Origin of the sequence: Shewanella sp. DNRA4, assembly GCF_012843185.1 — a bacterium.
In the GTDB taxonomy this organism is placed as follows: Bacteria; Pseudomonadota; Gammaproteobacteria; order Enterobacterales; family Shewanellaceae; genus Shewanella; species Shewanella xiamenensis.
In genome coordinates this window covers 22,308-43,175 of the sequence record NZ_JABAIP010000006.1, presented here as the reverse complement: position 1 = coordinate 43,175, position 20,868 = coordinate 22,308, and the positions used below count along the sequence as shown (strand labels likewise).

The 20,868-nt window shown below is 48.5% G+C and carries 21 protein-coding genes; 14 read left to right on the top strand and 7 right to left on the bottom strand.

Translation table 11 applies throughout. From position 1 onward, the window contains the following. Positions 1 to 81: 81 nt before the first annotated feature. Together HG547_RS07915 and HG547_RS07910 are read left to right on the top strand one after the other, a co-directional pair. Positions 82 to 840 carry a hypothetical protein gene (locus HG547_RS07915; protein WP_169547539.1) on the top strand — a complete coding sequence of 253 codons (759 nt, stop codon included), beginning with the start codon at positions 82 to 84 and terminating at the stop codon, positions 838 to 840. A 95-nt stretch (positions 841 to 935) separates the two neighbouring features. Further along, complete coding sequence (locus HG547_RS07910) at positions 936 to 2,153, top strand: MFS transporter (protein ID WP_169547538.1); 1,218 nt, start codon at positions 936 to 938, stop codon at positions 2,151 to 2,153. Between the two features lie 51 nt (positions 2,154 to 2,204). Here HG547_RS07910 and HG547_RS07905 read toward each other — a convergent pair whose 3' ends face one another. From HG547_RS07905 to arfB, 4 genes are all read right to left on the bottom strand, one after another. Further along, positions 2,205 to 2,882 carry an SDR family NAD(P)-dependent oxidoreductase gene (locus tag HG547_RS07905; RefSeq protein ID WP_037413948.1) on the bottom strand — a complete coding sequence of 226 codons (678 nt, stop codon included), beginning with the start codon at positions 2,880 to 2,882 and terminating at the stop codon, positions 2,205 to 2,207. 27 nt (positions 2,883 to 2,909) lie between these two features. Continuing rightward, positions 2,910 to 3,365 carry a biotin/lipoyl-containing protein gene (locus HG547_RS07900; protein WP_169547537.1) on the bottom strand — a complete coding sequence of 152 codons (456 nt, stop codon included), beginning with the start codon at positions 3,363 to 3,365 and terminating at the stop codon, positions 2,910 to 2,912. Positions 3,366 to 3,399: 34 nt separating this feature from the next. After that, positions 3,400 to 3,834, bottom strand: a complete 435-nt coding sequence (gene aroQ / locus HG547_RS07895; protein ID WP_037428701.1) for a type II 3-dehydroquinate dehydratase — start codon at positions 3,832 to 3,834, stop codon at positions 3,400 to 3,402. Between the two features lie 101 nt (positions 3,835 to 3,935). Next, positions 3,936 to 4,349 (bottom strand): alternative ribosome rescue aminoacyl-tRNA hydrolase ArfB, encoded by a 414-nt coding sequence (arfB, locus tag HG547_RS07890; RefSeq protein ID WP_037428698.1) that lies wholly within the window; start codon positions 4,347 to 4,349, stop codon positions 3,936 to 3,938. A 149-nt stretch (positions 4,350 to 4,498) separates the two neighbouring features. On the opposite strand from arfB, the gene HG547_RS07885 reads away from it, so the two are divergent. From HG547_RS07885 to HG547_RS07855, 7 genes are all read left to right on the top strand, one after another. Beyond that, positions 4,499 to 4,864 (top strand): STAS/SEC14 domain-containing protein, encoded by a 366-nt coding sequence (locus HG547_RS07885; RefSeq protein ID WP_023268861.1) that lies wholly within the window; start codon positions 4,499 to 4,501, stop codon positions 4,862 to 4,864. A gap of 36 nt (positions 4,865 to 4,900) precedes the next feature. Continuing rightward, entirely contained in the window at positions 4,901 to 5,104 is a 204-nt protein-coding gene (locus HG547_RS07880; protein WP_037428695.1) for a DUF3012 domain-containing protein, read from the top strand. Between the two features lie 163 nt (positions 5,105 to 5,267). Beyond that, complete coding sequence (locus tag HG547_RS07875) at positions 5,268 to 5,717, top strand: hypothetical protein (protein WP_055648734.1); 450 nt, start codon at positions 5,268 to 5,270, stop codon at positions 5,715 to 5,717. A gap of 222 nt (positions 5,718 to 5,939) precedes the next feature. Continuing rightward, on the top strand, positions 5,940 to 7,292 hold the full coding sequence (locus HG547_RS07870) for a TolC family protein (RefSeq protein WP_169547536.1): 1,353 nt from the start codon (positions 5,940 to 5,942) through the stop codon (positions 7,290 to 7,292). Beyond that, the gene (locus HG547_RS07865) at positions 7,292 to 8,596 is read left to right on the top strand and encodes an efflux RND transporter periplasmic adaptor subunit (protein ID WP_169547535.1); all 1,305 of its coding nucleotides are present in this window, start codon (positions 7,292 to 7,294) and stop codon (positions 8,594 to 8,596) included. The genes HG547_RS07870 and HG547_RS07865 overlap by 1 nt, the downstream gene beginning before the upstream one ends. 47 nt (positions 8,597 to 8,643) lie before the next feature. Continuing rightward, positions 8,644 to 11,862, top strand: coding sequence for an efflux RND transporter permease subunit (locus HG547_RS07860; RefSeq protein WP_088586196.1), 3,219 nt, complete (start codon positions 8,644 to 8,646; stop codon positions 11,860 to 11,862). 128 nt (positions 11,863 to 11,990) lie between these two features. Then, positions 11,991 to 12,314, top strand: a complete 324-nt coding sequence (locus tag HG547_RS07855) for an antibiotic biosynthesis monooxygenase (protein WP_037413966.1) — start codon at positions 11,991 to 11,993, stop codon at positions 12,312 to 12,314. 85 nt (positions 12,315 to 12,399) lie between these two features. On the opposite strand, the gene mscL is transcribed toward HG547_RS07855, so the two are convergent. Further along, positions 12,400 to 12,810, bottom strand: a complete 411-nt coding sequence (gene mscL, locus HG547_RS07850; RefSeq protein WP_037413967.1) for a large-conductance mechanosensitive channel protein MscL — start codon at positions 12,808 to 12,810, stop codon at positions 12,400 to 12,402. A 204-nt stretch (positions 12,811 to 13,014) separates the two neighbouring features. Next, a complete protein-coding gene (locus HG547_RS07845; RefSeq protein ID WP_088586195.1) occupies positions 13,015 to 13,947 on the bottom strand; it encodes a LysR family transcriptional regulator in 933 nt (310 codons plus the stop codon). A 97-nt stretch (positions 13,948 to 14,044) separates the two neighbouring features. On the opposite strand from HG547_RS07845, the gene HG547_RS07840 reads away from it, so the two are divergent. The 4 genes from HG547_RS07840 (at position 14,045) to HG547_RS07825 (ending at position 17,689) form a co-directional block, all read left to right on the top strand. Beyond that, the gene (locus HG547_RS07840) at positions 14,045 to 15,100 is read left to right on the top strand and encodes an HlyD family secretion protein (RefSeq protein WP_169547534.1); all 1,056 of its coding nucleotides are present in this window, start codon (positions 14,045 to 14,047) and stop codon (positions 15,098 to 15,100) included. A gap of 13 nt (positions 15,101 to 15,113) precedes the next feature. After that, positions 15,114 to 16,721: a DHA2 family efflux MFS transporter permease subunit gene (locus tag HG547_RS07835; protein WP_144345910.1), complete on the top strand. Its 1,608-nt coding sequence runs from the start codon at positions 15,114 to 15,116 to the stop codon at positions 16,719 to 16,721. Positions 16,722 to 16,845: 124 nt separating this feature from the next. Next, positions 16,846 to 17,319: a GNAT family N-acetyltransferase gene (locus HG547_RS07830; RefSeq protein WP_169547533.1), complete on the top strand. Its 474-nt coding sequence runs from the start codon at positions 16,846 to 16,848 to the stop codon at positions 17,317 to 17,319. 43 nt (positions 17,320 to 17,362) lie between these two features. After that, on the top strand, positions 17,363 to 17,689 hold the full coding sequence (locus HG547_RS07825) for a putative quinol monooxygenase (protein ID WP_169547532.1): 327 nt from the start codon (positions 17,363 to 17,365) through the stop codon (positions 17,687 to 17,689). A 766-nt stretch (positions 17,690 to 18,455) separates the two neighbouring features. On the opposite strand, the gene HG547_RS07820 is transcribed toward HG547_RS07825, so the two are convergent. Continuing rightward, positions 18,456 to 19,181 (bottom strand): FadR/GntR family transcriptional regulator, encoded by a 726-nt coding sequence (locus tag HG547_RS07820; protein ID WP_088586193.1) that lies wholly within the window; start codon positions 19,179 to 19,181, stop codon positions 18,456 to 18,458. A 252-nt stretch (positions 19,182 to 19,433) separates the two neighbouring features. Here HG547_RS07820 and HG547_RS07815 point away from each other — a divergent pair, with 252 nt between their 5' ends. Next, positions 19,434 to 20,696: an OprD family outer membrane porin gene (locus HG547_RS07815; protein ID WP_248278720.1), complete on the top strand. Its 1,263-nt coding sequence runs from the start codon at positions 19,434 to 19,436 to the stop codon at positions 20,694 to 20,696. Positions 20,697 to 20,868 lie beyond the last annotated feature (172 nt).

Below are 20,868 nucleotides of genomic sequence, written 5' to 3'. Positions count from 1 at the left end.
TGATCTTCCAGCTTTGGAAGCGTAAAATACTTGTCCTAGGTCGGTGTTTATTTGACCAACGCCCGGTATATCGAGGTTTATATGAGATTCTATTCATTCCTTGCTAATGATAAATGCCTTCAACATCAATCGGTTTGCTTAAGTAAGCACGCGGAGCCTTGGCATAAAACAGGCTTGGCTTTGTCTTTACTTGGCGCCTTGTTGATCGGTGGTCTTGCCGCGCCAGATTGGGCTATTGCGGGGGATCGAGGCACAAATGATCGCTATAGCGAGAGTTATGGGCGCCAAGATAATCACTATAAAAAGCATCATAAACATAGTGATAGCCATCGTTACTATCGCCCATATTACCGTCCCTATTATCCTTGGGGATTGGGTTTAGGAGTTGGCTTAGCGACGGGCTGGAACCTTGGCTATGGCTGGAATGATGGGATATGGAATGACGACTGGCGTTGGAATCGCGAGCGTTACTGGCATTCGCCTTATTCGGGCATCGGTTTGTCGATCCCTACGGGCTATGATGATACGCCAGTGGCCATTTCTGCGCCTGTGCGTGTTACCACCAGCATGCAATATTCGCCGAGCGAAGGTCGGATGGTGTCGAATATGCCAACCAATAGCGCAACTGTAATGTCGGCGGCCTCGACGGCGAGAGCTTCAACAGTCTCAGCGGAGCCAACTGCCGCAGTTCCCCGGGCGCGGGCGGCGCGCAGTGTGTCGAGTCTGCCGAGCAATGCCAGAATAGTGCAGCAAGATGGCCGTACCTTATATGAATGGCAAGGCACGCTTTATGCCTTTGATTGGAATAGCCAAACCTATCAAGAACAGTTAGTTAAGTAATCCATTTTTATCAACGCTTCTATCACTGGAGCCCCGAGTGGGCTCCTATTTTTTTCTTAGCCAGTTGTCGTTTTATAGAATCGCGGAGAAATCGTTTGCAAGCAGTTCAGCCCAACTCTCAGCCCCCAGCTCAAAGCAGCGCGCTTTGGGTGTTACTCGCCTTGGCATTAGGCACCTTTGCCCTAGGCACCACAGAATTTGCCGCCATGACCTTAGTGCCTTATATCGCTAGCGATTTAAGTGTCGATGTCGCCCATGTGAGTTATGCCATCAGCGCCTATGCCCTTGGGGTGGTGGTAGGCTCGCCCATCATCATGGTGCTGGGGGTGAAGATTAAGCGGCGCACGTTGTTAATCGCCTTGGCCGCCATGATGGCGGTTGCCAATGGCTTAAGCGCCTTGGCACCCAGCTTGAATTGGTTAGTTTTTTTCCGCTTTTTAAGTGGCTTGCCCCATGGTGCATATTTTGGGGTGGCTATGTTACTGGCAGCGTCCTTAGTGCCGCCAGAGATGAAGGCTCGAGCGGTTTCTCGGGTGATTATCGGCTTAACCTTGGCCACTATCGTTGGCGTGCCCTTCGCGACTTGGATGGGGCAAACCGTCGGTTGGCGCTCTGGTATCGGCATAGTGGCGATTATTGCCACCGTTACTGCCGTGATGCTGTATTTTCTCGCCCCGAACGTCGCCGTACCGCAAAATGCCAGCCCGAAAAAAGAGCTGCAAACCCTGAAGAACCGCGAAGTTTGGCTCACGCTCGGCATTGCGGCTATCGGTTTTGGCGGGATTTTCTGTGTGTATACCTATCTGGCCGAAACGCTGATCCAAGTCACCCAGGTCGAGCCCTTTAAAATCCCGGTGATGATGGCGGTCTTTGGGATTGGTGCCACCTTAGGCACCTTAGTCTGTGGCTGGGCGGCAGATAAGTCGGCGCTGGCGGCGGCATTTTGGTCGCTGGTGTTAAGCACCTTAGTATTGGCGCTGTATCCAAGTTTGACGGGATCTTACTGGGCATTAATGCCAATTGTATTCTTTGTGGGTTCGGGGATTGGTCTGGCAACCATAGTGCAGGCGCGATTAATGGATGTGGCTCCCGATGGGCAAGCCATGACGGGCGCTTTAGTACAATGTGCCTTTAACCTTGCTAATGCCATTGGCCCTTGGGTTGGCAGCTTAGTGATCTTATCTGGCCAAGGCATCGCCGCGACTGGCTATGCCGCAGCACTTTTATCCCTCGGTGGTTTAGTCATGTGGTGGTTAACCCATAGGGAGAGTCGCCGCGCTGATAACCTTTGTACTGCAAACTGTATTGATTAAGCCGACCATGACGGCGCAGATCTATATCTGCGCCGCTTTTAAGTAAACTTCCTAACCTCTTTGTATGGTGATATCGGCGATATAACCGTGCTCAGTGGCGAGTAGCGCTTGTTTTAGCATGCCTGCGGCCTCATCGGCGGACATAAAGCTTGAGGTATCTAGACTCTTACCACTGCTTGGCCAAAAGCCGGTATCCATACCGCCGGGATAAACCGCAATCAACTTCATTGGACTTTGCTTGAGCTCCAAACGTACCGATTCGATAAAGCCCCGCACCGCCCATTTGGCGGCGCAGTAGGTCGATTCACCCGCTTTGGCGGCGAGGGCGGCGGTGGACATAACGATCACCACCTTAACCGCTTGCTGCTTATAGCGTTTCACCAATTCACGCACCAGCAGAATCGTTGAGGTGACATTGTTATTCAGCAGCGCTTGGATTTCGCTCGCACCTTGGGTTTCCAGTGCGCCAAAGTAACCACTGCCAGCGCAGTGGATAACCGTATCGGGGGCATCGGTAAGGCCATCGAATAGCGCTTCGACACTCGCTTCGTCTGCTAAATTGGCACTGATGGCGCTAATGCTTTGATTCGAAAATGGGCTGAGGGCATTGGCCACGGTATGCAGACGGTTGGCATCGCGTCCCGTCAGTGTAAGTGCTTGGTTATCCTTGGCATACAGGGCGGCTAATGCTGCGCCTAAGCCACTGCTTGCGCCAGTAATCAGTATCATCTTTACCTCTAAATTCTATTTCGAAGTCTAGGTTTCGATCAGAGTGAACAGCGGCTGGTCGAAGGCGACCTCATCTCCGTCTTTCACCCAAATAGCGCCGACTATACCGTCACGCTCGGCCTCGATGGGATTTTGCATTCGCATGGCTTCGATAATGCAAAGCGTGTCGCCGCGAGCCACCCGTTGACCGATGCGCACCAAGGGCGCCTCGGTTTGGCCTTGCGAGGTATGGAAGCTGCCCACCATGGGCGATACTTGCACAAAGCCTTCAATCACAGGCAGGGCGTCACGGGCTTTCGCCAGCTTTGGGCTTGATGCAGTGGAAGGCGGAGGATTATGCGCGCCTTCAGGTGCGCTTGTGGGATGCGGGCCGTAGCGGGTGATGCGAATGGACTCTTCCCCTTCGGTAATCGCCAGTTCTGCAATCCCAGATTCCTGCACTAATTCAATCAGTTTTTTGATCTTTCGAAGGTCAACCGCCATGGCTTGTGGCTCCCTGTACTCACGCTAATCGCGTTTATGCCTTCAATCTCTTAATCGCCGCCGCGAGGGCAAACTCATAGCCCTGGGCGCCGAAACCACAAATCACCCCAATGGCCTTATCGGACAAATAGGAGTGGTGGCGGAATGGCTCGCGGGCATGGACATTGGATAAATGCACTTCAAAGAAGGGAATATCCACCCCGAGCAGTGCGTCACGCAGGGCCACACTGGTGTGGGTAAAGGCTGCGGGGTTGATAATAATCATCTGCGCATCGGTAGCATGGATCGCGTTGATCAGTTCAAATTCGGCATTCGATTGAATATGCTCAAGTTCAACACCTGCTGCTTGAGCTTGTTCACTCAAAATGGCAACGATATCGGCTAAGGTTTGATGACCGTAAACACTGGGTTCGCGGCGGCCAAGGAGGTTTAAATTGGGGCCATTGATGAGCAGAACTTTATGATTCATTACGCTTTCCTTTTACGACATGCCTTAACGGGTTGAATGCCATTAACTTAACCTGTTCGGGCGGATTTTGCATTATGAATGTCGTTACTGTGCAAGCTGGGTTAATCCAACTTAATCTGGCGCATAGCCTTAGTGGCACCACGTTGTTTTTTGGTGTCTAAGCGTTTGGTTTGGCTGCTTTTGGTCGCACGGGTGGGGATACGTTTTTTGGGCACTTCGGCCACGCTGGCAACTAGGGCGATAAATTGTTCCAATGCGGTTTGCCGATTCGCCTCTTGGCTGCGGCTCGCCTGACATTTGATAATGATTTTGCCGCTGGCGGTAATCCGATGATCGGCTTTTTGCAGCAGGTGCTGCTGATAAAACTCGGGTAATGACGAGTTTCTGATATCAAAAATCAATTGGGCGGCGGTGGAGACTTTATTGACATTCTGCCCGCCAGCCCCGCTTGAGCGGATAAATTGCCACTCGATTTCATTTTCCGGAAGTTCCACACGGTTTGAGATTTTTATCATGGCAGACTTAGGGTTTTGTCCAATTGCTTTGAGAAGCGAGCAATAACTGCTTATGGCTTTTCAATAGATTTGTTATCATCGGGCGCATTCTTGCAGGGCAGGCGTGGTTGCCCGTTCGCAAAATAGTGTTCTCGTTTCGGAGTGCCTTTATGTTATGCCAAATCCCCGATATTGCTAAGGGTGTTATCAGTCTTTTCGCCAGTGGTCGACTCTCTTCAACCGATTATCGTACCCGCTTACAGCCGGCCATTAAGAGTTACCGCAAGGATTGGGGACAGGTTTGCCTGTATATTGAGGCGGACGTCTTACTTGAAGGTTGGGAATTTGAGTCGCTAACGGGCAGTGGTGAAGTCCAACTTCCTAATTTTGAAGCTTTAGTATTTGTTGGCGGCCCAGATTGGGTGGGTAATGCTGTGCGCTTACTCGGCCCCTTTATGCAGGGCGAAGTGGCTTGGTTCCCCTTGGAGCAGAAAGCCAAAGCCATTGCGTGGATCGCTAAACGTTCAACTTTTTAATGACCCATGGTGGGTATAACTTATAGGGAATTAACTATGTCTTTGTTGAAAACTATGACTGCCAAACCGACCGCTAAATTAGGCGCTATCGCCCTAGTGTTGGCCTTTACCGCAGGCTTAAGTGCCTGTGCGCCAGAGGTAGGTAGTGATGCTTGGTGTAAGCAAATGAAGGAAAAACCTAAAGGTGATTGGACGGCGAACGAAGCGGCCGATTACGCCAAACACTGCGTGTTTAAGTAAGTTTTTCAAGCGAATAGTGTCACAGCTTGACAGATTAATCCTTGCAAGCTGTGAACTTATGCTTAAAATCCCTGTCTTAAGTTTGCACAAGCTATTGCTGAATTATGACTAAATCGTCCAAAGGTGATATTTGATTTCGACCGCTAAGCCATTCTTTAGCCGAATGGTGACCCTACTGATAGCCATTATCGTGCTGCAATTTGCGGGCGCGAATTTGGGTGCCCATCAGTTACATGCGGGCAATGGCGTCGAAGAAGCCGAGAATCATCCCCACCTACAATTTAGTGCTCCTGTGACCACCTTAGCTCAATGTGTGGATTGTGTGTGCCCCAACGAGCAGACTCCCAGATTCAGCACCGAGCCGTTTGGTGAAGCCGCATTCAATGCGGGCGTATCGACTACCAGTGCTAGTAGCCACTCACATTTAGTGCAAACTACTGAAATTCAAAACTTTGACCTTTGCCTTGATTGCCAATGCCATGGCGGTCATGTTGCTTTACTCTCCTATTCCGACAGCCAAACGCTTACGGCCTTTGAAGCGGCCTATGTGCCAACGGATTTAGCCTATTTCCCTCCAGATCAATTACCTAAGTACCGCCCACCCATCGCTTAACTCTCAATATCTGCTTATTTCTGGTTGCGTATCTATTGTTCTGGCGCGCCGCAATAAGCCCTTAATTTATCCCCAAAGCAAAGGTTTTATTAACCTCTAACGTGTTTGGCTCGCGCTAGCGCTTTGAGCTTATTCGACATTTTGCCTCTGGGGAGCATTCGATTGGTATCCGCACGTCGATAGCGTGGGGCCAATCCTATTTAGATATTGTTAGGAATTGCGATGAAGAAAACCATTATCGCCCAGACCTTGTTTGGCCTGTTGAGTACGCTAGTGCTCGTTGGTGGACAGGTGAACTACGCTGTTGCAGCAAGCTCAAGCCTAGACGTCAAAGAGCTAGATGCAGTAGCGCAAGGTGAACTATTAACCCAAGAAACTCAAACCTCGCTGAATCAGTGGCTGCCAGAGTTACTCAAGCAAATTAATCAGTTGCCAGAGGTGCAGGCGCAAATTGCTCGGCAGCAACAGGCTGAGCTGGTGATTGCCGCGGCGGATCGCGCCGTCTATAACCCTGAACTTGGACTCAATTATCAAAACGCCGACACAGATACCTACAGCCTAGGGCTGAGCCAAACCATAGATTGGGGCGATAAGCGTGGCGTAGCAACCCGCCTTGCCCAGCTCGAGGCGCAGATCCTGTTAGCGGATATACAGTTAGAACGCTGTCAGATGTTGGCCGAGCGTCTATTAGCGCTGGCCGAGCAGTCGCAAAGTCACAAGGCGCTTACTTTTGCCGAGCAGCAATTAAGATTTACTCAGGCACAGCTCAATATTGCCGAGCAGCGCTTTGCCGCGGGAGATTTGTCCGATGTTGAGTTGCAACTGCTTAAACTCGAACTGGCAAGCAATACCGCCGACTATGCGCTGGCCGAACAAGCGGCCTTAGTCGCCGAAGGTAAAGTGATTGAGTTACTTGGGGTTGATAAGCTCAAGTTTAGGGAGTTCATCTCTGACATTGGCCAATTTGTGTCGATGATTGCCCCGAAAGCGGAATTACCCGCATTGACCAGTGCCCATCAGCAGGTGTTATTGGCCAAGGCCAATGCCATGAAGGTTAAGGCTGATACAGCGGCGGATCCCACCATCAACCTTGGTCTCGAACGGGAAGGCTCTGACAACAAGTTTGGCGTCGGTGTGGCTATCCCCTTGCAGGTTCGTAATAACTACAGTGAGTTACAGTCGGTTGCAGATAAGGGCATCGCTATCGCAGAGCAGTCCTACTTAGCCCGTGAGCGAGTGCTTACTGCTAAACAGGCGCAATTTAACAATGCCTTACCCCGTTTACTGGCGCGTTACCAAGATTGGCGTGAGCGAGTCGCAGCCTCGGGGAGTAAAGCCGCTAAATCCTTAAGTGAACAGTGGCGCTCGGGCGATGTGAGCACCAGTGAGTATTTACAGAGTCGGCGACAACTTGCGGCCAGTTATTTGGTCGGTTTAAACCTCGAAACGGCGATTTATCAGAGCTGGTTAACCTGGATGGGGGACAGCGGTCAACTGCTGCCCTTTATCGATTCGTTAACAGCTACTTCTCCCACTAACGCCGTGCCAGCCAAGTCAATCGTGAGGTCACACTAATGAATTCAACTTTTCCTAAATCTGTTTTTCACTCTTTCGCCAATGTGTCTGCCGCAGGTTTCATATCGGTGTTTACGCCATCACGTTTAGCGTTGGCACTGATGCTCACCTCGTTAACCTTGATTACGCCAACGTCAGCATTTGCTGGTGACGGCCATGATCATGCTGGCGAAAAACAAGTTAACAACGCAGCGAAGAGTACTGCTGCCGAGCAAGCACCGGATGACCATGGTGAGCAAGCGTTAACCTTTACACCGGCGCAGTTGGATCTGGCGGGAATTCGTTTGTTACCCTTGAGCAGCGATAGCTTAAGTCTTGCCAATTTAAACCTCGATGTTCGAGCAACGGCTTCTTTAGTGGTTGACCGTGATAAAACCGCGACCTTAGCGCCACAGCTCGATGTTCGCGTACAAGCGCGCCATGTGGTACCAGGCCAAGAGGTGAAAAAGGGTGAGCCTTTACTTACCTTGGGTGGCGCAGCCGTTGCGCAGGCACAGGCGGACTACATTAATGCCGCTGCCGAGTGGAGCCGCGTGCGCCGCATGAGTGAAGGCGCTGTGAGCGTCAGTCGCAGAATGCAGGCTCAAGTCGATGCCGAACTGAAACGGGCGATTTTAGAGGCGATAAAAATGACCCCTGAGCAAATTCGTACCTTAGAGTCGAGCCCTGAAGCTATCGGTAGCTATCAACTGTTGGCGCCTATCGACGGCCGTGTGCAGCAAGATATCGCCATGCTAGGCCAAGTGTTTAGCGCAGGCACGCCATTAATGCAGTTGACCGATGAGTCGCACCTTTGGGTGGAAGCTCAGCTAACGCCTGCCCAGGCAGTCAATGTGAAGGTGGGTGCCCCAGCCTTGATCCAAGTGGGAGATAAAACCTTAGCAGGTAAGATTATCGGCCGCTCCCACGAGCTGGATAGCGTGACACGTACTGAGCAAGTGTTAGTCAGTATGCCTAATCCTGATCATGTGTTGCACGCAGGACAATTTGCCGAGCTTTACTTTGCCGATGCTTCTCAAAACACGGCAGCGGCGAGTAGCGGGTCAGGTATTTCATCGGGAATTGTATTACCCGATGCAGCGTTAACCCGAAGCAGTGATGGCGATTGGCAGATTTTTATTCAGGATGAGGATGGTTTTGAAGCCATTGAGGTCGAGCTGGTGCAGCGTCAGCGCGGCTTGAGTTTAGTGCGTGGCAGTGAGCTGGATAAAGCACGGCAGGCACAATTAAAGGTGGTAGTTGCAGGGGCATTTTTCTTGGCATCGGAGCAGGCGAAAGCTGGTTTTGATATTCATGCCCACTAATCGCGATGCCTATCACTGTGCCTATGATTCTCGCTTAAGGAATTCTTATGTTGCAAAAAGCAATCGAAGCCGCGATTAAAAATCGGCTATTAGTGGTGTTGGCGCTGCTGGCGGCGGTCGCTGCCAGTGTGGCCATGTTGCCCAAATTGAATCTCGATGCCTTTCCCGATGTCACCAACGTACAGGTGACCATCAATACCGAGGCTGAGGGCTTGGCCGCCGAAGAGGTAGAAAAACTCATCAGTTATCCGGTCGAATCGGCCATGTATGCTTTGCCAGCGGTGACTGAAGTGCGTTCGTTATCGCGCACTGGCTTGTCCATTGTGACGGTCGTCTTTGCTGAGGGCACCGATATTTACTTTGCCCGACAGCAAGTGTTTGAGCAGTTACAGGCGGCGCGGGAGATGATCCCAAGCGGGGTGGGTGTGCCAGAAATTGGCCCTAACACCTCTGGATTGGGGCAGATTTATCAATATATTTTGCGGGCAGATCCAAGTGCAGGCATCAATGCCGCCGAGCTGCGTAGTCTTAACGACTACCTCGTCAAACTTATCTTGATGCCCGTTGGCGGCGTGACCGATGTGTTATCTTTTGGCGGCGAAGTTCGCCAATATCAAGTGCAGGTCGACCCTAATAAGTTGCGTGCTTATGGCTTGTCGATGGCGCAGGTGAGTGAGGCGCTCGAAAGCAATAACCGTAATGCTGGTGGCTGGTTTATGGACCAAGGCCAAGAGCAATTAGTGGTGCGGGGTTATGGTATGTTGCCCGCCGGAGAGGCAGGGCTTGCCTCGATTGCTCAAATTCCACTCACTGAAGTACGTGGCACGCCTGTGCGAGTGGGGGATATTGCAAAGGTCGATTTTGGTAGTGAGATCCGTGTAGGCGCAGTGACTATGACGCGCCGTGATGAGGCGGGGCAGGCGCAAGCCTTGGGCGAAGTGGTCGCTGGCGTAGTGCTTAAGCGCATGGGCGCTAACACTAAGGCGACGATTGATGATATCGATGCGCGGATTAATCTGATTGAGCAGGCGCTGCCGAAGGGCGTGTCCTTTGAGGTGTTTTACGATCAAGCGGATTTAGTGGATAAGGCCGTTACCACAGTGCGCGATGCGCTGCTGATGGCTTTTGTGTTTATCGTGGTGATCTTAGCGCTGTTCCTTGTGAATATCCGCGCCACCCTGTTGGTGTTGCTGTCTATCCCTGTATCCATCGGTTTGGCGCTGATGGTGATGTCCTATTACGGACTGTCGGCCAACTTGATGTCCCTTGGTGGGTTAGCGGTGGCCATTGGTATGTTGGTCGATGGCTCAGTGGTGATGGTTGAGAATATTTTCAAACATTTAACCCAACCGGATCGCCGTCATTTAGCTGAGGCAAGGGCGCGTGCCGATGGTGAAACTGACCCGTACCATGGTGATGAGGATGGGGGTGTTAACGCTGATGATGACGAACATCAGGGGAATATGGCCGTGCGCATTATGCTGGCAGCGAAAGAAGTGTGCAGTCCTATCTTCTTCGCGACCGCCATCATCATTGTGGTGTTTGCGCCGCTATTTGCGCTGGAAGGAGTTGAGGGCAAGCTGTTCCAACCTATGGCCGTCAGCATTATTTTGGCGATGATTTCCGCCTTGCTGGTGGCATTAATTGCGGTGCCAGCCTTAGCGGTATATCTGTTTAAACGTGGAGTTGTGCTGAAAGAAAGTGTGATCTTAAGGCCGCTGGATAGTGCATATCGCAAACTGCTCAGTGCAACGCTAGCGCGTCCTAAAATGGTGGTACTCAGTGCGGCGCTGATGTTTGTCATGAGCATGACATTGCTGCCTAGACTCGGCACCGAGTTTGTGCCCGAGTTAGAGGAAGGCACGATTAACCTGAGGGTAACGTTAGCACCCACCGCCAGCCTTGGCACCTCTTTGGATGTCGCACCTAAGCTTGAGGCTTTGCTGCTGGAATTCCCCGAGGTGGAGTATGCCTTAAGCCGAATCGGTGCGCCCGAATTAGGCGGCGATCCTGAGCCTGTCAGCAATATTGAAGTCTATATCGGCCTAAAACCCATCGAAGAATGGCAATCGGCCAGTTCGCGTTTGGAGTTGCAACGGCTGATGGAGGAAAAGCTCAGTGTCTTCCCTGGGCTGCTACTCACCTTCTCACAACCGATTGCGACTCGGGTCGATGAGCTGCTTTCGGGGGTTAAGGCGCAGTTAGCGATTAAACTCTTTGGCCCCGATTTAGAAGTCTTATCTGAAAAAGGCCAAGTGCTGACCGATCTGGTGGCGAAAATCCCTGGTGCTGTGGATGTGTCCCTCGAACAGGTGAGTGGTGAGGCGCAGCTGGTAGTGCGGCCTGACCGTTCGCAGCTTGCCCGTTATGGCATCAGTGTTGATCAGGTGATGACACTCGTCAGCCAAGGTATTGGTGGCGCCAGCGCTGGCCAAGTCATCGACGGTAACGCCAGATACGACATTAATTTACGCCTTGCCGCCGAGTTTCGCAGCAGTCCAGATGTGATTAAGGATTTGCTCTTGAGTGGCACCAATGGCGCAATTGTGCGCTTAGGCGAAGTGGCCAGCGTTGCAGTGGAAATGGCGCCGCCGAATATTCGCCGTGACGATGTGCAGCGCCGCGTGGTAGTGCAAGCGAACGTGGCGGGGCGAGACATGGGCTCTGTGGTAAATGATATTTACGCGCTGGTGCCAAAGGCCGATCTACCTGCTGGATATACTGTGATTGTGGGTGGTCAGTATGAGAATCAGCAGCGGGCACAGCAAAAGCTGATGTTGGTAGTGCCAGTCTCAATCGCCTTGATTGCCTTGCTGTTGTACTTCTCCTTCGGCGCGGTTAAGCAGGTATTACTGATTATGGCGAACGTGCCGTTAGCACTCATCGGCGGTATTGTGGCGTTGTTTGTTAGTGGTACTTATCTGTCGGTGCCAAGCTCCATTGGCTTTATCACGCTGTTTGGGGTGGCGGTGCTCAACGGAGTGGTATTAGTGGATTCGATAAACCAACGCAGGCAGAGCGGCGAGTCGCTCTATGAATCGGTTTATGAAGGCACTGTGGGCCGCTTACGACCAGTATTGATGACGGCATTAACCTCTGCCTTAGGGTTAATTCCGATCTTAGTGTCATCGGGTGTGGGCAGTGAAATCCAAAAGCCGCTAGCGGTGGTGATCATTGGCGGTTTGTTTAGCTCAACGGCGTTGACCTTATTGGTATTACCGACCTTATACCGCTGGTTATATCGACACGATAAATTGCTTGACTAGTTGGGGCTGAGTCTTGGCATGATTTTGTGGTAAGTCTCAATGTTAAAGTTTAAAAATCAGCGAGCTATAGTGTGTGATATAGGCTAGGCTTAGCGCTGGTATTAAGGATAAGTATCTCTGGAGAGAGTATGATCGCAGTCATTTTTGAAGTCGTTCCCACGAAAGAAGGAAAGGAAGAGTATCTGCATGTGGCCGCTGAAATGCGCCAGTATTTAGAAGGCCGCAAGGGATTAATTTCGATTGAACGTTTTCAGAGCTTAACCGACGATGGTAAGGTGCTGAGCTTATCGTTTTGGGATGATATGGCCTCTATTACCCAATGGCGTAATCAAATGGCCCACAGCATTGCCGAGCAGACTGGCATAGTTCCTTGTTTGTTTAACGCTTATCGCATCCGTGTCGCCGAAGTGGTGCAAGATTATAGCGAAACCGTGCACGAAGCCGCAGAGTAATCGATACCTGACAGGTTAAAAACAAAACCCATCGAAATCGATGGGTTTTTTATGTTCAATACTCTGCCTAAGTGACTTTTGAGGCTTATTTTTCCTGTTGAGCTTTAAGCAGATCGCGGATCTCAGACAGTAGTTCTTGATCTTTGGTTGGTGCGGGCGGAGCAGAAGGCGCTTCTTCTTGTTTACGTTTTAAGCTGTTAATGGCTTTTAAGCCCATAAAAATCGCGAAGGCGATAATGGTAAAGTCGATAACGGTTTGGATGAATTTACCGTAAGCGATGACGACCGCAGGTGCATCACCTTGGGCAGCGAGGAGCACAACGCTCAGATCACTAAAATTCACCCCCCCTAAAATGATCCCAATCGGCGGCATAATGATGTCGGCCACAAAGGATGAGACTATCTTGCCAAAAGCGGCACCGATGATAATACCCACCGCCATATCGATTACATTGCCACGGGACGCAAAAGCCTTGAACTCTTTAAGTAAGCTCATTAGGTTTCCTCCGAAAATATGATTAAATGTTAAATTTTATTGTATTAACTGTATCAGGAAAACCTTAGGGTCTTTTGCTGCCTGTTACCTTGCCAAGCTTATAGGGGCTTAAGGATTAAGGCAATTCTGAGATTAAGGATTTATTCTGTACTGGCAGATTTCACACTCTCAAGGTTACAGTTGTTAATTTTGGTGTGAATGGGTCTATTTTTGCTGACCGATAAATTCTGGCACTTCTAATACTTGTGATCCCCAGCGTTTAAACAAAGAGGCGTAGATAAACTCGATAAAAACGCGGTATTTGCGCGGCAGATAGGCTCGCTTGGGATAGCTGAGTACCACCTTGGTTTGCACCATAGGATAATCGTCAAGGAGTCGCACTAAATAGCCTTTCTCTATCGCCTCTTGGGCAATAATCGACGGCACGGCCGTAATGCCAAGCCCTGCAATGGCAGCTTCGCGGGCAATGGTGACATTATTCACTGTTAATTGCGTGACGGGCTCAATGACTACCCAAGTTTTACCATCAAATAGCTTCCATGCCCCTTCAATATGGGCCGACTGTAAACGAATCGCTTTATGTTTAGCCAAATCCTGTGGCACTTTGGGCGTGCCATGTTCGGCCAAATATTTAGGGCTGGCCATTAAGGATTTATAGGCGTTAACTAAGGAATAACTTTGTAGGCGGGTATCACTCGAGTCAGCGATTTGGAATAGCAGATCCACACCTTCTTCTATCACATCCACTTTACGGTTAGTGAGCTCGGCTTCTATGGTGATATCGGGATAAAGGGTTAAAAACTGGGCGAAGATCGGCCCAAGAAACAGTTGACCTAATTCAATAGGGCATACGATTCTTAGGTTACCTTTGATTAATTGCTGGTGGGCACTGAGCTGATTTTCGGCGCTTTGAAGATCACTTAAGATCTTATTGATTCGATTGTAATAACTCGAACCCGCTTCTGTGAGTTTGAGTGCGCGAGTCGTTCGGAATAATAGCTGAGTACCCGTATCGGCTTCTAGTTCGGCAATTTTGCGACTGACTGTTGCCTTAGTGAGTCCGAGGGCTTTAGCTGCCCCAGTAAAACTACCTTGCTCTACCACTTGAGCAAATATTTGCACCCGATTGAGATCCATGATTGTTACACCTGTGAAACAGTGGGTTGATTTTTAACTACCTAATAAACTTGATGAGACAGTAGTACACTAGTACTCACTAATCAAGGAGTCATTCATGTCCAAAAGTAAGCTTATTATCGCCGTTCCACTTTTACTCGCCGCCGCTGCGGGTGGCGGCTATTACTGGTGGACGCAAGTACGTTTTATCGAAACCACTGATAATGCTTATGTTGAGGCCGATATCTCCCATGTGAGCGTAAAAGTACCAGGTTATGTGGTGTTATCCGATGTGACCGATAACCAGCATGTGCGTAAGGGCGAGTTATTGGCGCAACTTGAAGATAACCAGTTTAGCGCCAAAGTCAGCCAAGCTGAGGCTGCACTTGCCAGTGCCAAAGCCGATCTACAAACCTTAGCCGCTAAGGTGGATCTGCAACATGCGCTGATCAGCCAAGCGAGTGCGGGTGTGGTGGCGGCGCAGGCTGATAAAATTCGTGCCGAGCAACAATTAAGCCGAGCGAAAAAGTTAAAAGTCAGCAATTACAGCTCACAGGACGATGTCGACCAATTACAGGCGGGTTTTGATTCTGCTGCTGCGCGCGTCGATGAAGCCAAGGCGCTGTTAGTGGCTAAAGAACGTGAGCTTGCTGTGTTTAATGCTCAGCTTAATCAAGCCAGCTCTGTGGTTGAGCAGTCGAATGCGGCATTGGAGCTAGCTAACATTCAGCTCAATGATACCCGTGTGACCGCGCCCTTCTCTGGGGTGATTGGTAAACGCGGCGCTATGGTGGGGCAGTATGTGCAGCCCGGCCAAGCACTCTTTAGTTTGGTTCCGGACGGGGCTGTGTGGATCTCGGCGAACTTTAAAGAAACCCAAATCCAGCATATGCAACCCGGGCAGTCGGTGCAGGTCAGTCTCGATGCGTTTCCCGACAAAACCTTTACAGGTGTTATCGATAGTCTGTCGCCGGCGTCCGGAGCCAAATTTAGTCTGCTGCCCGCCGAAAATGCCACGGGTAACTTCACCAAAATCGTGCAGCGTATTCCGGTGCGGATCCGTTTAGAGCTCTCAGAAGCAGAGGCGCGAGTGGTCCCCGGGTTAAGTGCGGTGGTGAAGGTCGATACTGCGTCGCATCCGACGACAGCCATCGCTGCAAACGTCGGTCGCTAAGTAGGTCGTTAACATGAGCACAATTGCTGCTGCACCTGAGGCTATCGCCGCGGGGGCTACGCCGAGCGAATATGAGCGTGGTAGTCGCCGTTCGTGGATTGCCGTTTTTGGTGGTTTGATTGGCGCCTTTATGGCGATCCTCGATATTCAAATCACCAATGCCTCGATGAAGGAAATCCAAGGCAGCCTTGGGGCAACGCTTGAGGAAGGCAGCTGGATTTCAACGGCTTATCTGGTTGCCGAGATGATTGCGATTCCGCTCTCGGGCTGGTTAAGCACAGGGCTCTCGGTCAGGCGTTATCTGCTGTGGACCACCGCAGCCTTTATCTTTGCTTCTATCCTGTGTTCGATTTCGTGGAACCTCGAGGCCATGATCGCCTTTCGGGCGTTGCAGGGCTTCTTTGGTGGCGCGTTGATCCCGCTGGCTTTTCGGCTGATCTTAGAATTTTTACCCGAAAATAAACGTGCCGTGGGGATGGCGTTATTCGGGGTGACTGCGACATTTGCGCCCTCGATTGGCCCAACCTTAGGTGGTTGGTTAACTGAGCATTTTAGTTGGCATTACCTGTTTTATATCAACGTGCCGCCCGGATTGCTGGTAATGGCGATGTTGGCCTATGGTCTCGAAAAACGCCCTGTGGTATGGGACAAGCTGAAAAATGCCGATTTAGCGGGCATTGTCACCATGGCGCTGGGCATGGGTTGCCTCGAGGTGGTGCTTGAGGAGGGAAACCGTAAGGATTGGTTTGGCTCGGATTTGATCCGCAATCTCGCCATCATTGCCGCAGTGAATTTAGTGCTGTTTGTGTGGATCCAACTCAACCGTAAAGATCCTTTAGTGAATTTACGCTTACTCGGTAAACGTGATTTTGTGCTTTCAACCGTGGCGTATTTTTTACTGGGGATGGCGCTCTTTGGCGCGATCTATTTGATCCCACTTTATTTGTCTCAAGTGCATGATTACACACCACTGGAAATTGGTGAGGTGATTATGTGGATGGGATTCCCGCAGTTGTTAGTTTTGCCCTTAGTGCCACGTTTAATGCAACGATTCGACGGACGTTACTTAGCCGCCTTCGGCTTTTTTATGTTTGCCCTAAGTTATTACATGAATAGCCAAATGACCGCCGATTACGCTGGGCAGCAGATGATCGCCTCCCAAGTGGTGCGCGCCTTAGGCCAGCCGTTTATTTTAGTGCCTATCGGAATGCTCGCGACCGCGCATTTAAAACCCCATGAAAACCCATCGGCTTCGACCGTACTGAACGTGATGCGTAACTTAGGTGGGGCTTTTGGTATCGCCTTGGTGGCGACTTTAACCGATAACTTGGCTCGCAGCCATTTGGCCCATGTGAAGGAATCTTTGCCAGCGGTTAGCACACAGGCGCAGGACTATTTGAATCAGAGTGCCAGTATGTTGCAACAGGCAGGCTCGGATCCCTACACCGCCTCTATGCAGGCCAAGGCATTGTTAGGGCAAACCATGAGTCAGCAGGCCTATATTCAAGCCTATAACGATGTGTTTTTGATTATGGGGGCCCTGTTGTTAATTGCCGTGGTGGCTGTGCTGCTTATCCGTAAACCACAAGGCCCAGTCGCCCACGATGCGGTGATCGAATAACACTGAGTCAGTTTTCGCAATGCGTAACCCTTGCGCCTTAATTCCCCCCAGAATTAAGGCGCTTTTTTATGCGCAGAGCTGTGATAGACTCGAGCTCTTTTCCTGTCGTACGCAGAGCCTTTTTATGTCTATACAAGATTCAGTTGAGTGGCACATTCTTAAATTTAATCAATTAACTGCCAACACCTTATATGAAATCCTTAAACTGCGAGTCGATGTGTTTGTGGTCGAGCAGGCCTGTGCTTATCCAGAGCTTGATGATAAAGATAGACACCCTGAAACCCAGCATTTAATCGGCCTATCACCTGCGGGCGAGTTACTCACCTATGCCCGTATTTTGCCTCCGGGGCTGAGTTATCCCGAGGCCAGCATTGGCCGAGTGGTGGTGTCACCTGCTGGACGAGGTAAAGGATTGGCAATGCCGTTGATGCAGCGGGCGATCGAATCTGCACTCAGTACTTGGCCCAAGGCGGGGATCCAAATTGGTGCTCAGGATTATCTGAAAAACTTCTACCAAAAACTCGGGTTTAACATCTGTTCTGAAATGTATTTGGAAGATGGCATTCCTCATATCGACATGCGCTACCAGCCTAAGTAATCTAGTTTTAACTAGCTGAATTTACTCTTATTAAGGAAATCAAATGACTACTGTTGCGGACTATAAAATCAATCAACAACAACTCGTTTGCGTCGCGAGCTTTTTAGCTAAGGAAGGCAAAACCGAGGCCTTGATTGCGGCGCTCGCCTCGCTGATCCCCGATACACGCCGTGAAGCCGGTTGTATTCGGTATGAGCTCAACGTCAGCCGTGATGAACCGCGCCGCGTGACCTTTGTGGAGAAGTTTGTTGATATTACTGCCTTCGATGAGCACTGCACTAAAGAGGCTATTCAACATTATTTCCACCAAGTGATGCCTGAGTTGGTTGAGTCGTTCCAAGTCGAAACCTATCATCAGGTCATCGTCTAAGTGTTTTACCGTGTTATCGCTTAATAAACCTTATGTCGTCAGTAGAATGTATTAATTTACATTGTCTTTGCAGTTTATAGCATTGTATCAGGAGATTTTATTGGTTAGCTTACTGTCTTCGCTATTCAATGCCGCAACAAAATGTTAAAAACCAATTAACTCACGGATGTATACAATGCTAAAAACATGGACACTGAGCCTTATTCCCCTCGTATTTCTCGGTTTGAGCGGTTGTGCATCGACAAATGCTGATACTAACTCTAACTCGAAAGTTACAAATACTGCTGAAAAGAAAGTTGCCAAGGAGTGTGACAAAGTTGCATCTATTGGCTCCAATATTGGACGTTGCAAAAAATAACATCCTGAAGCTTTGGGTTATAAGCATTCTCAATTCAGCTAAATCTGCAATCAATTAGATCAAATTTGTGCGACTGTCTGGTTTGCGATCAGCAGCTACTGATTGACTCCTAAAACACCTGATGAACCCCATCGGGTGTTTTTATTTAAAAGTGTAATTCGGCGGTTAATCGCTCAAAGGAAATGGCAAAACCTGACACATTAACCAGCTTTATTTATTAAAAATCAATTGTTTAATTTTTTGTATGGTTGATGTTTAAGAGTATGGTGCAGAGAATTGAGCTTAACTTATTAGATAATACTGATATTGAGTTGATTCAATCAGTCGTCAAGAGTTGTAATGGAAGAATTTGGCATTACAGTAAGTAGGCTTATCAAACTGTAATGCCAAAATTTATCGCGGGCAGTACTAAGCGTTATTTTGCCGCTTGATATACCTTAATTCGATTTCTTTCAAACGACGATTAAAGTCTTCTAAATGTGCCAACATGGCGGCTTCGGCTTTGGCTTCATCTTTTTCGATAACGGCTTGAACGATAACATCGTGTAAGCCTAAGGGATGGATTTCATCCGTTGGTGGCTCAAACTTTATTGTTTGATTTTTAAGTAAAATCAATAGTGATTTTACAATTGCCTCTAAGAAACGGTTGCCTGACATTTCTGCTAATAAATAATGCACTTCAGAGCGTAAAGCGACAGTCTCGGGATATGCGTACGAGTCATTTTCATGTCGCAATGCTTCATGCAGCGCAATTGCTTGTGCTGGTGTGCAATTTTTAGCTGCCATTCTGGTGACTTGAGGTTCAATCAAAATGCGCGCTTGGCATAATTCGGGGAGTGATAACTTTCCCATCATAAACATGTCATGGCAGGCATCACTTAAACGCTCAAATGTCAGATGTTTAACAAATGCACCACCCGTTGCACCTTGGCGAATTTCTACCAAGCCGCTCGCTTCAAGGCTCTTAATGGCTTCCCTGACAACGGTTCGACTCACTTGGAATAATTCTATGAGTTCGCGTTCGGATGGTAGTTTATCACCAGCTTTATAATCGCCACCTAAAATAGCATTTTTTAGCTGTTGTCCAACTTCACTAGATGCTTTTATCTGCTTAATTGGCTTGAAGTTATGCACTAGTTTGCCCTCAATATGCTTAGTTCCGCCATCTTAACATAAAAGTACTTTTGAGGCAGAAAATGTACTCTCGCATTTCCTATATTAGTGATTAAAAAACATTCATTTTTGTTGATCGAAGTAACATCTCTATAAATTTCGCAACTAGTTTCTCATATTTGTTCAGTCTTCATTGTTAAGTAAGGTTATACGTCATACATTTCTCCAAAGTGGTTTGGAGTCTGTTTCTTAACCAGTATAGGCATGGCAAACATGTCAACTAATAACAGGAAGATGATGATGAAAATGAAAAGCCTATCTTTTTTTGTGCTGTCTGCTCTTTCTGTATCTGCGTTCGCAGATACAACGATTGATAAAATGTTTAGCGATGGAACTGTTAAAGGAGAATTGCGGTTATTTGATTTTACGCGTGATTATGATGGCGCAACGAATAAAAAACATGATACGTCATTAGGTGGGCTGTTTTATTATAATACTGCTAAAGTTAACGGAATTAGTTTTGGTACTAGCTTTGCCTCTGCTAATCCTATTTGGACTAATGATTCTGATAGTGTTTATGGTTTGGTTGCTCGAGATGAAAATGGCGACCATGATAGTGTCAATCGATTACAAGAATATTTTATTCAAGGTGATTGGTGGAATACTAAATTTAAACTTGGAGCTCAAGAATTAAGAACTCCGATGATGAATCCTCACGATATTAGAGCCATTCCAAGAACCTTTCGTGGTTTTTCTGTTGAAAATAATAGCGTAAATAATCTCACTCTTTCCGCATTGTATATTACGGATTCAATGGGATGGTCTGATAACAGCTTCATATCGGTTAAAGAAGCTGTACAAAGTGAGCTAGCCAGAGCGGGTGTGATTACTGAGGTGGCAGATAACCCTGTTTATGCTCTGGGTGCTAAATATCAGTTACCTTTCGAAGCGGTCAAAACCGAGGTTAATCTTTGGCATTACCGCATGGAAGATGTTTTTAATCAAACCTATGCAAAAGTAAAATTTTCCACTGACATCAGTGCAGTTAATTTTTATCTCACTCCATCTTACTTAACTCAGAAAGCAACGGGTGATGAAACTGGCGGCCCACTAGACACATATCAATATGGTTTCCATCTCGGTGCCAAGTTTGCTGGTGCTGATATCACTTATCTATATGCTAAAACTGGTGATGACACTGTGCTCACTCCATGGGGAGATGAAAAAGTGGTTATTCAACAGGTATATCAATCTGCGCGTGCTGATGAAGAAGTCAATGCATTAAAACTAGCCTATGATTTTGAGAAACTGGGCCTTAATGGATTAGAGGCCTATGCATATTATGGTCAATATGATGTGCCAGAAAATGCTGGTAGTGATTTTAGCGAAATGAACTATTCAATTAGTTATAAATTCTCTGGAGCACTTTCCGGTTTAGGGTTAAAAGCTCGTTATGCCACTATTGATTTTGATCAAGGTGAGAATTTCAATGATGTTCGGTTCTATATTAACTATAAATTTACTTTAGGTCATTAGTACTGAAAACTGCTCCCCTGCAACTTTTTAAGGGTATACCATTGTTTTGGGTATACCTATTTTTTCTTGTGAAATGAATTTTAAATTACTTTTTAATTAGATAATTAAAATTAGAGTATTTATCTATTAAATGGTGAGTTTGAAAATAGTCTGAAGTTGCTTATTAAATAAG

Excerpts from the sequence above, each read along its gene's own strand:
- HG547_RS07915 (WP_169547539.1), top strand. The coding sequence starts at position 82 with ATGAGATTCTATTCATTCCTTGCTAATGATAAATGCCTTCAACATCAA.
- HG547_RS07905 (WP_037413948.1), bottom strand. The coding sequence starts at position 2,882 with ATGATACTGATTACTGGCGCAAGCAGTGGCTTAGGCGCAGCATTAGCC.
- HG547_RS07900 (WP_169547537.1), bottom strand. The coding sequence starts at position 3,365 with ATGGCGGTTGACCTTCGAAAGATCAAAAAACTGATTGAATTAGTGCAG.
- aroQ (WP_037428701.1), bottom strand. The coding sequence starts at position 3,834 with ATGAATCATAAAGTTCTGCTCATCAATGGCCCCAATTTAAACCTCCTT.
- arfB (WP_037428698.1), bottom strand. The coding sequence starts at position 4,349 with ATGATAAAAATCTCAAACCGTGTGGAACTTCCGGAAAATGAAATCGAG.
- HG547_RS07885 (WP_023268861.1), top strand. The coding sequence starts at position 4,499 with ATGTTATGCCAAATCCCCGATATTGCTAAGGGTGTTATCAGTCTTTTC.
- HG547_RS07880 (WP_037428695.1), top strand. The coding sequence starts at position 4,901 with ATGTCTTTGTTGAAAACTATGACTGCCAAACCGACCGCTAAATTAGGC.
- HG547_RS07875 (WP_055648734.1), top strand. The coding sequence starts at position 5,268 with ATGGTGACCCTACTGATAGCCATTATCGTGCTGCAATTTGCGGGCGCG.
- HG547_RS07870 (WP_169547536.1), top strand. The coding sequence starts at position 5,940 with ATGAAGAAAACCATTATCGCCCAGACCTTGTTTGGCCTGTTGAGTACG.
- HG547_RS07865 (WP_169547535.1), top strand. The coding sequence starts at position 7,292 with ATGAATTCAACTTTTCCTAAATCTGTTTTTCACTCTTTCGCCAATGTG.
- HG547_RS07860 (WP_088586196.1), top strand. The coding sequence starts at position 8,644 with ATGTTGCAAAAAGCAATCGAAGCCGCGATTAAAAATCGGCTATTAGTG.
- HG547_RS07855 (WP_037413966.1), top strand. The coding sequence starts at position 11,991 with ATGATCGCAGTCATTTTTGAAGTCGTTCCCACGAAAGAAGGAAAGGAA.
- mscL (WP_037413967.1), bottom strand. The coding sequence starts at position 12,810 with ATGAGCTTACTTAAAGAGTTCAAGGCTTTTGCGTCCCGTGGCAATGTA.
- HG547_RS07845 (WP_088586195.1), bottom strand. The coding sequence starts at position 13,947 with ATGGATCTCAATCGGGTGCAAATATTTGCTCAAGTGGTAGAGCAAGGT.
- HG547_RS07840 (WP_169547534.1), top strand. The coding sequence starts at position 14,045 with ATGTCCAAAAGTAAGCTTATTATCGCCGTTCCACTTTTACTCGCCGCC.
- HG547_RS07835 (WP_144345910.1), top strand. The coding sequence starts at position 15,114 with ATGAGCACAATTGCTGCTGCACCTGAGGCTATCGCCGCGGGGGCTACG.
- HG547_RS07830 (WP_169547533.1), top strand. The coding sequence starts at position 16,846 with ATGTCTATACAAGATTCAGTTGAGTGGCACATTCTTAAATTTAATCAA.
- HG547_RS07825 (WP_169547532.1), top strand. The coding sequence starts at position 17,363 with ATGACTACTGTTGCGGACTATAAAATCAATCAACAACAACTCGTTTGC.
- HG547_RS07815 (WP_248278720.1), top strand. The coding sequence starts at position 19,434 with ATGTCAACTAATAACAGGAAGATGATGATGAAAATGAAAAGCCTATCT.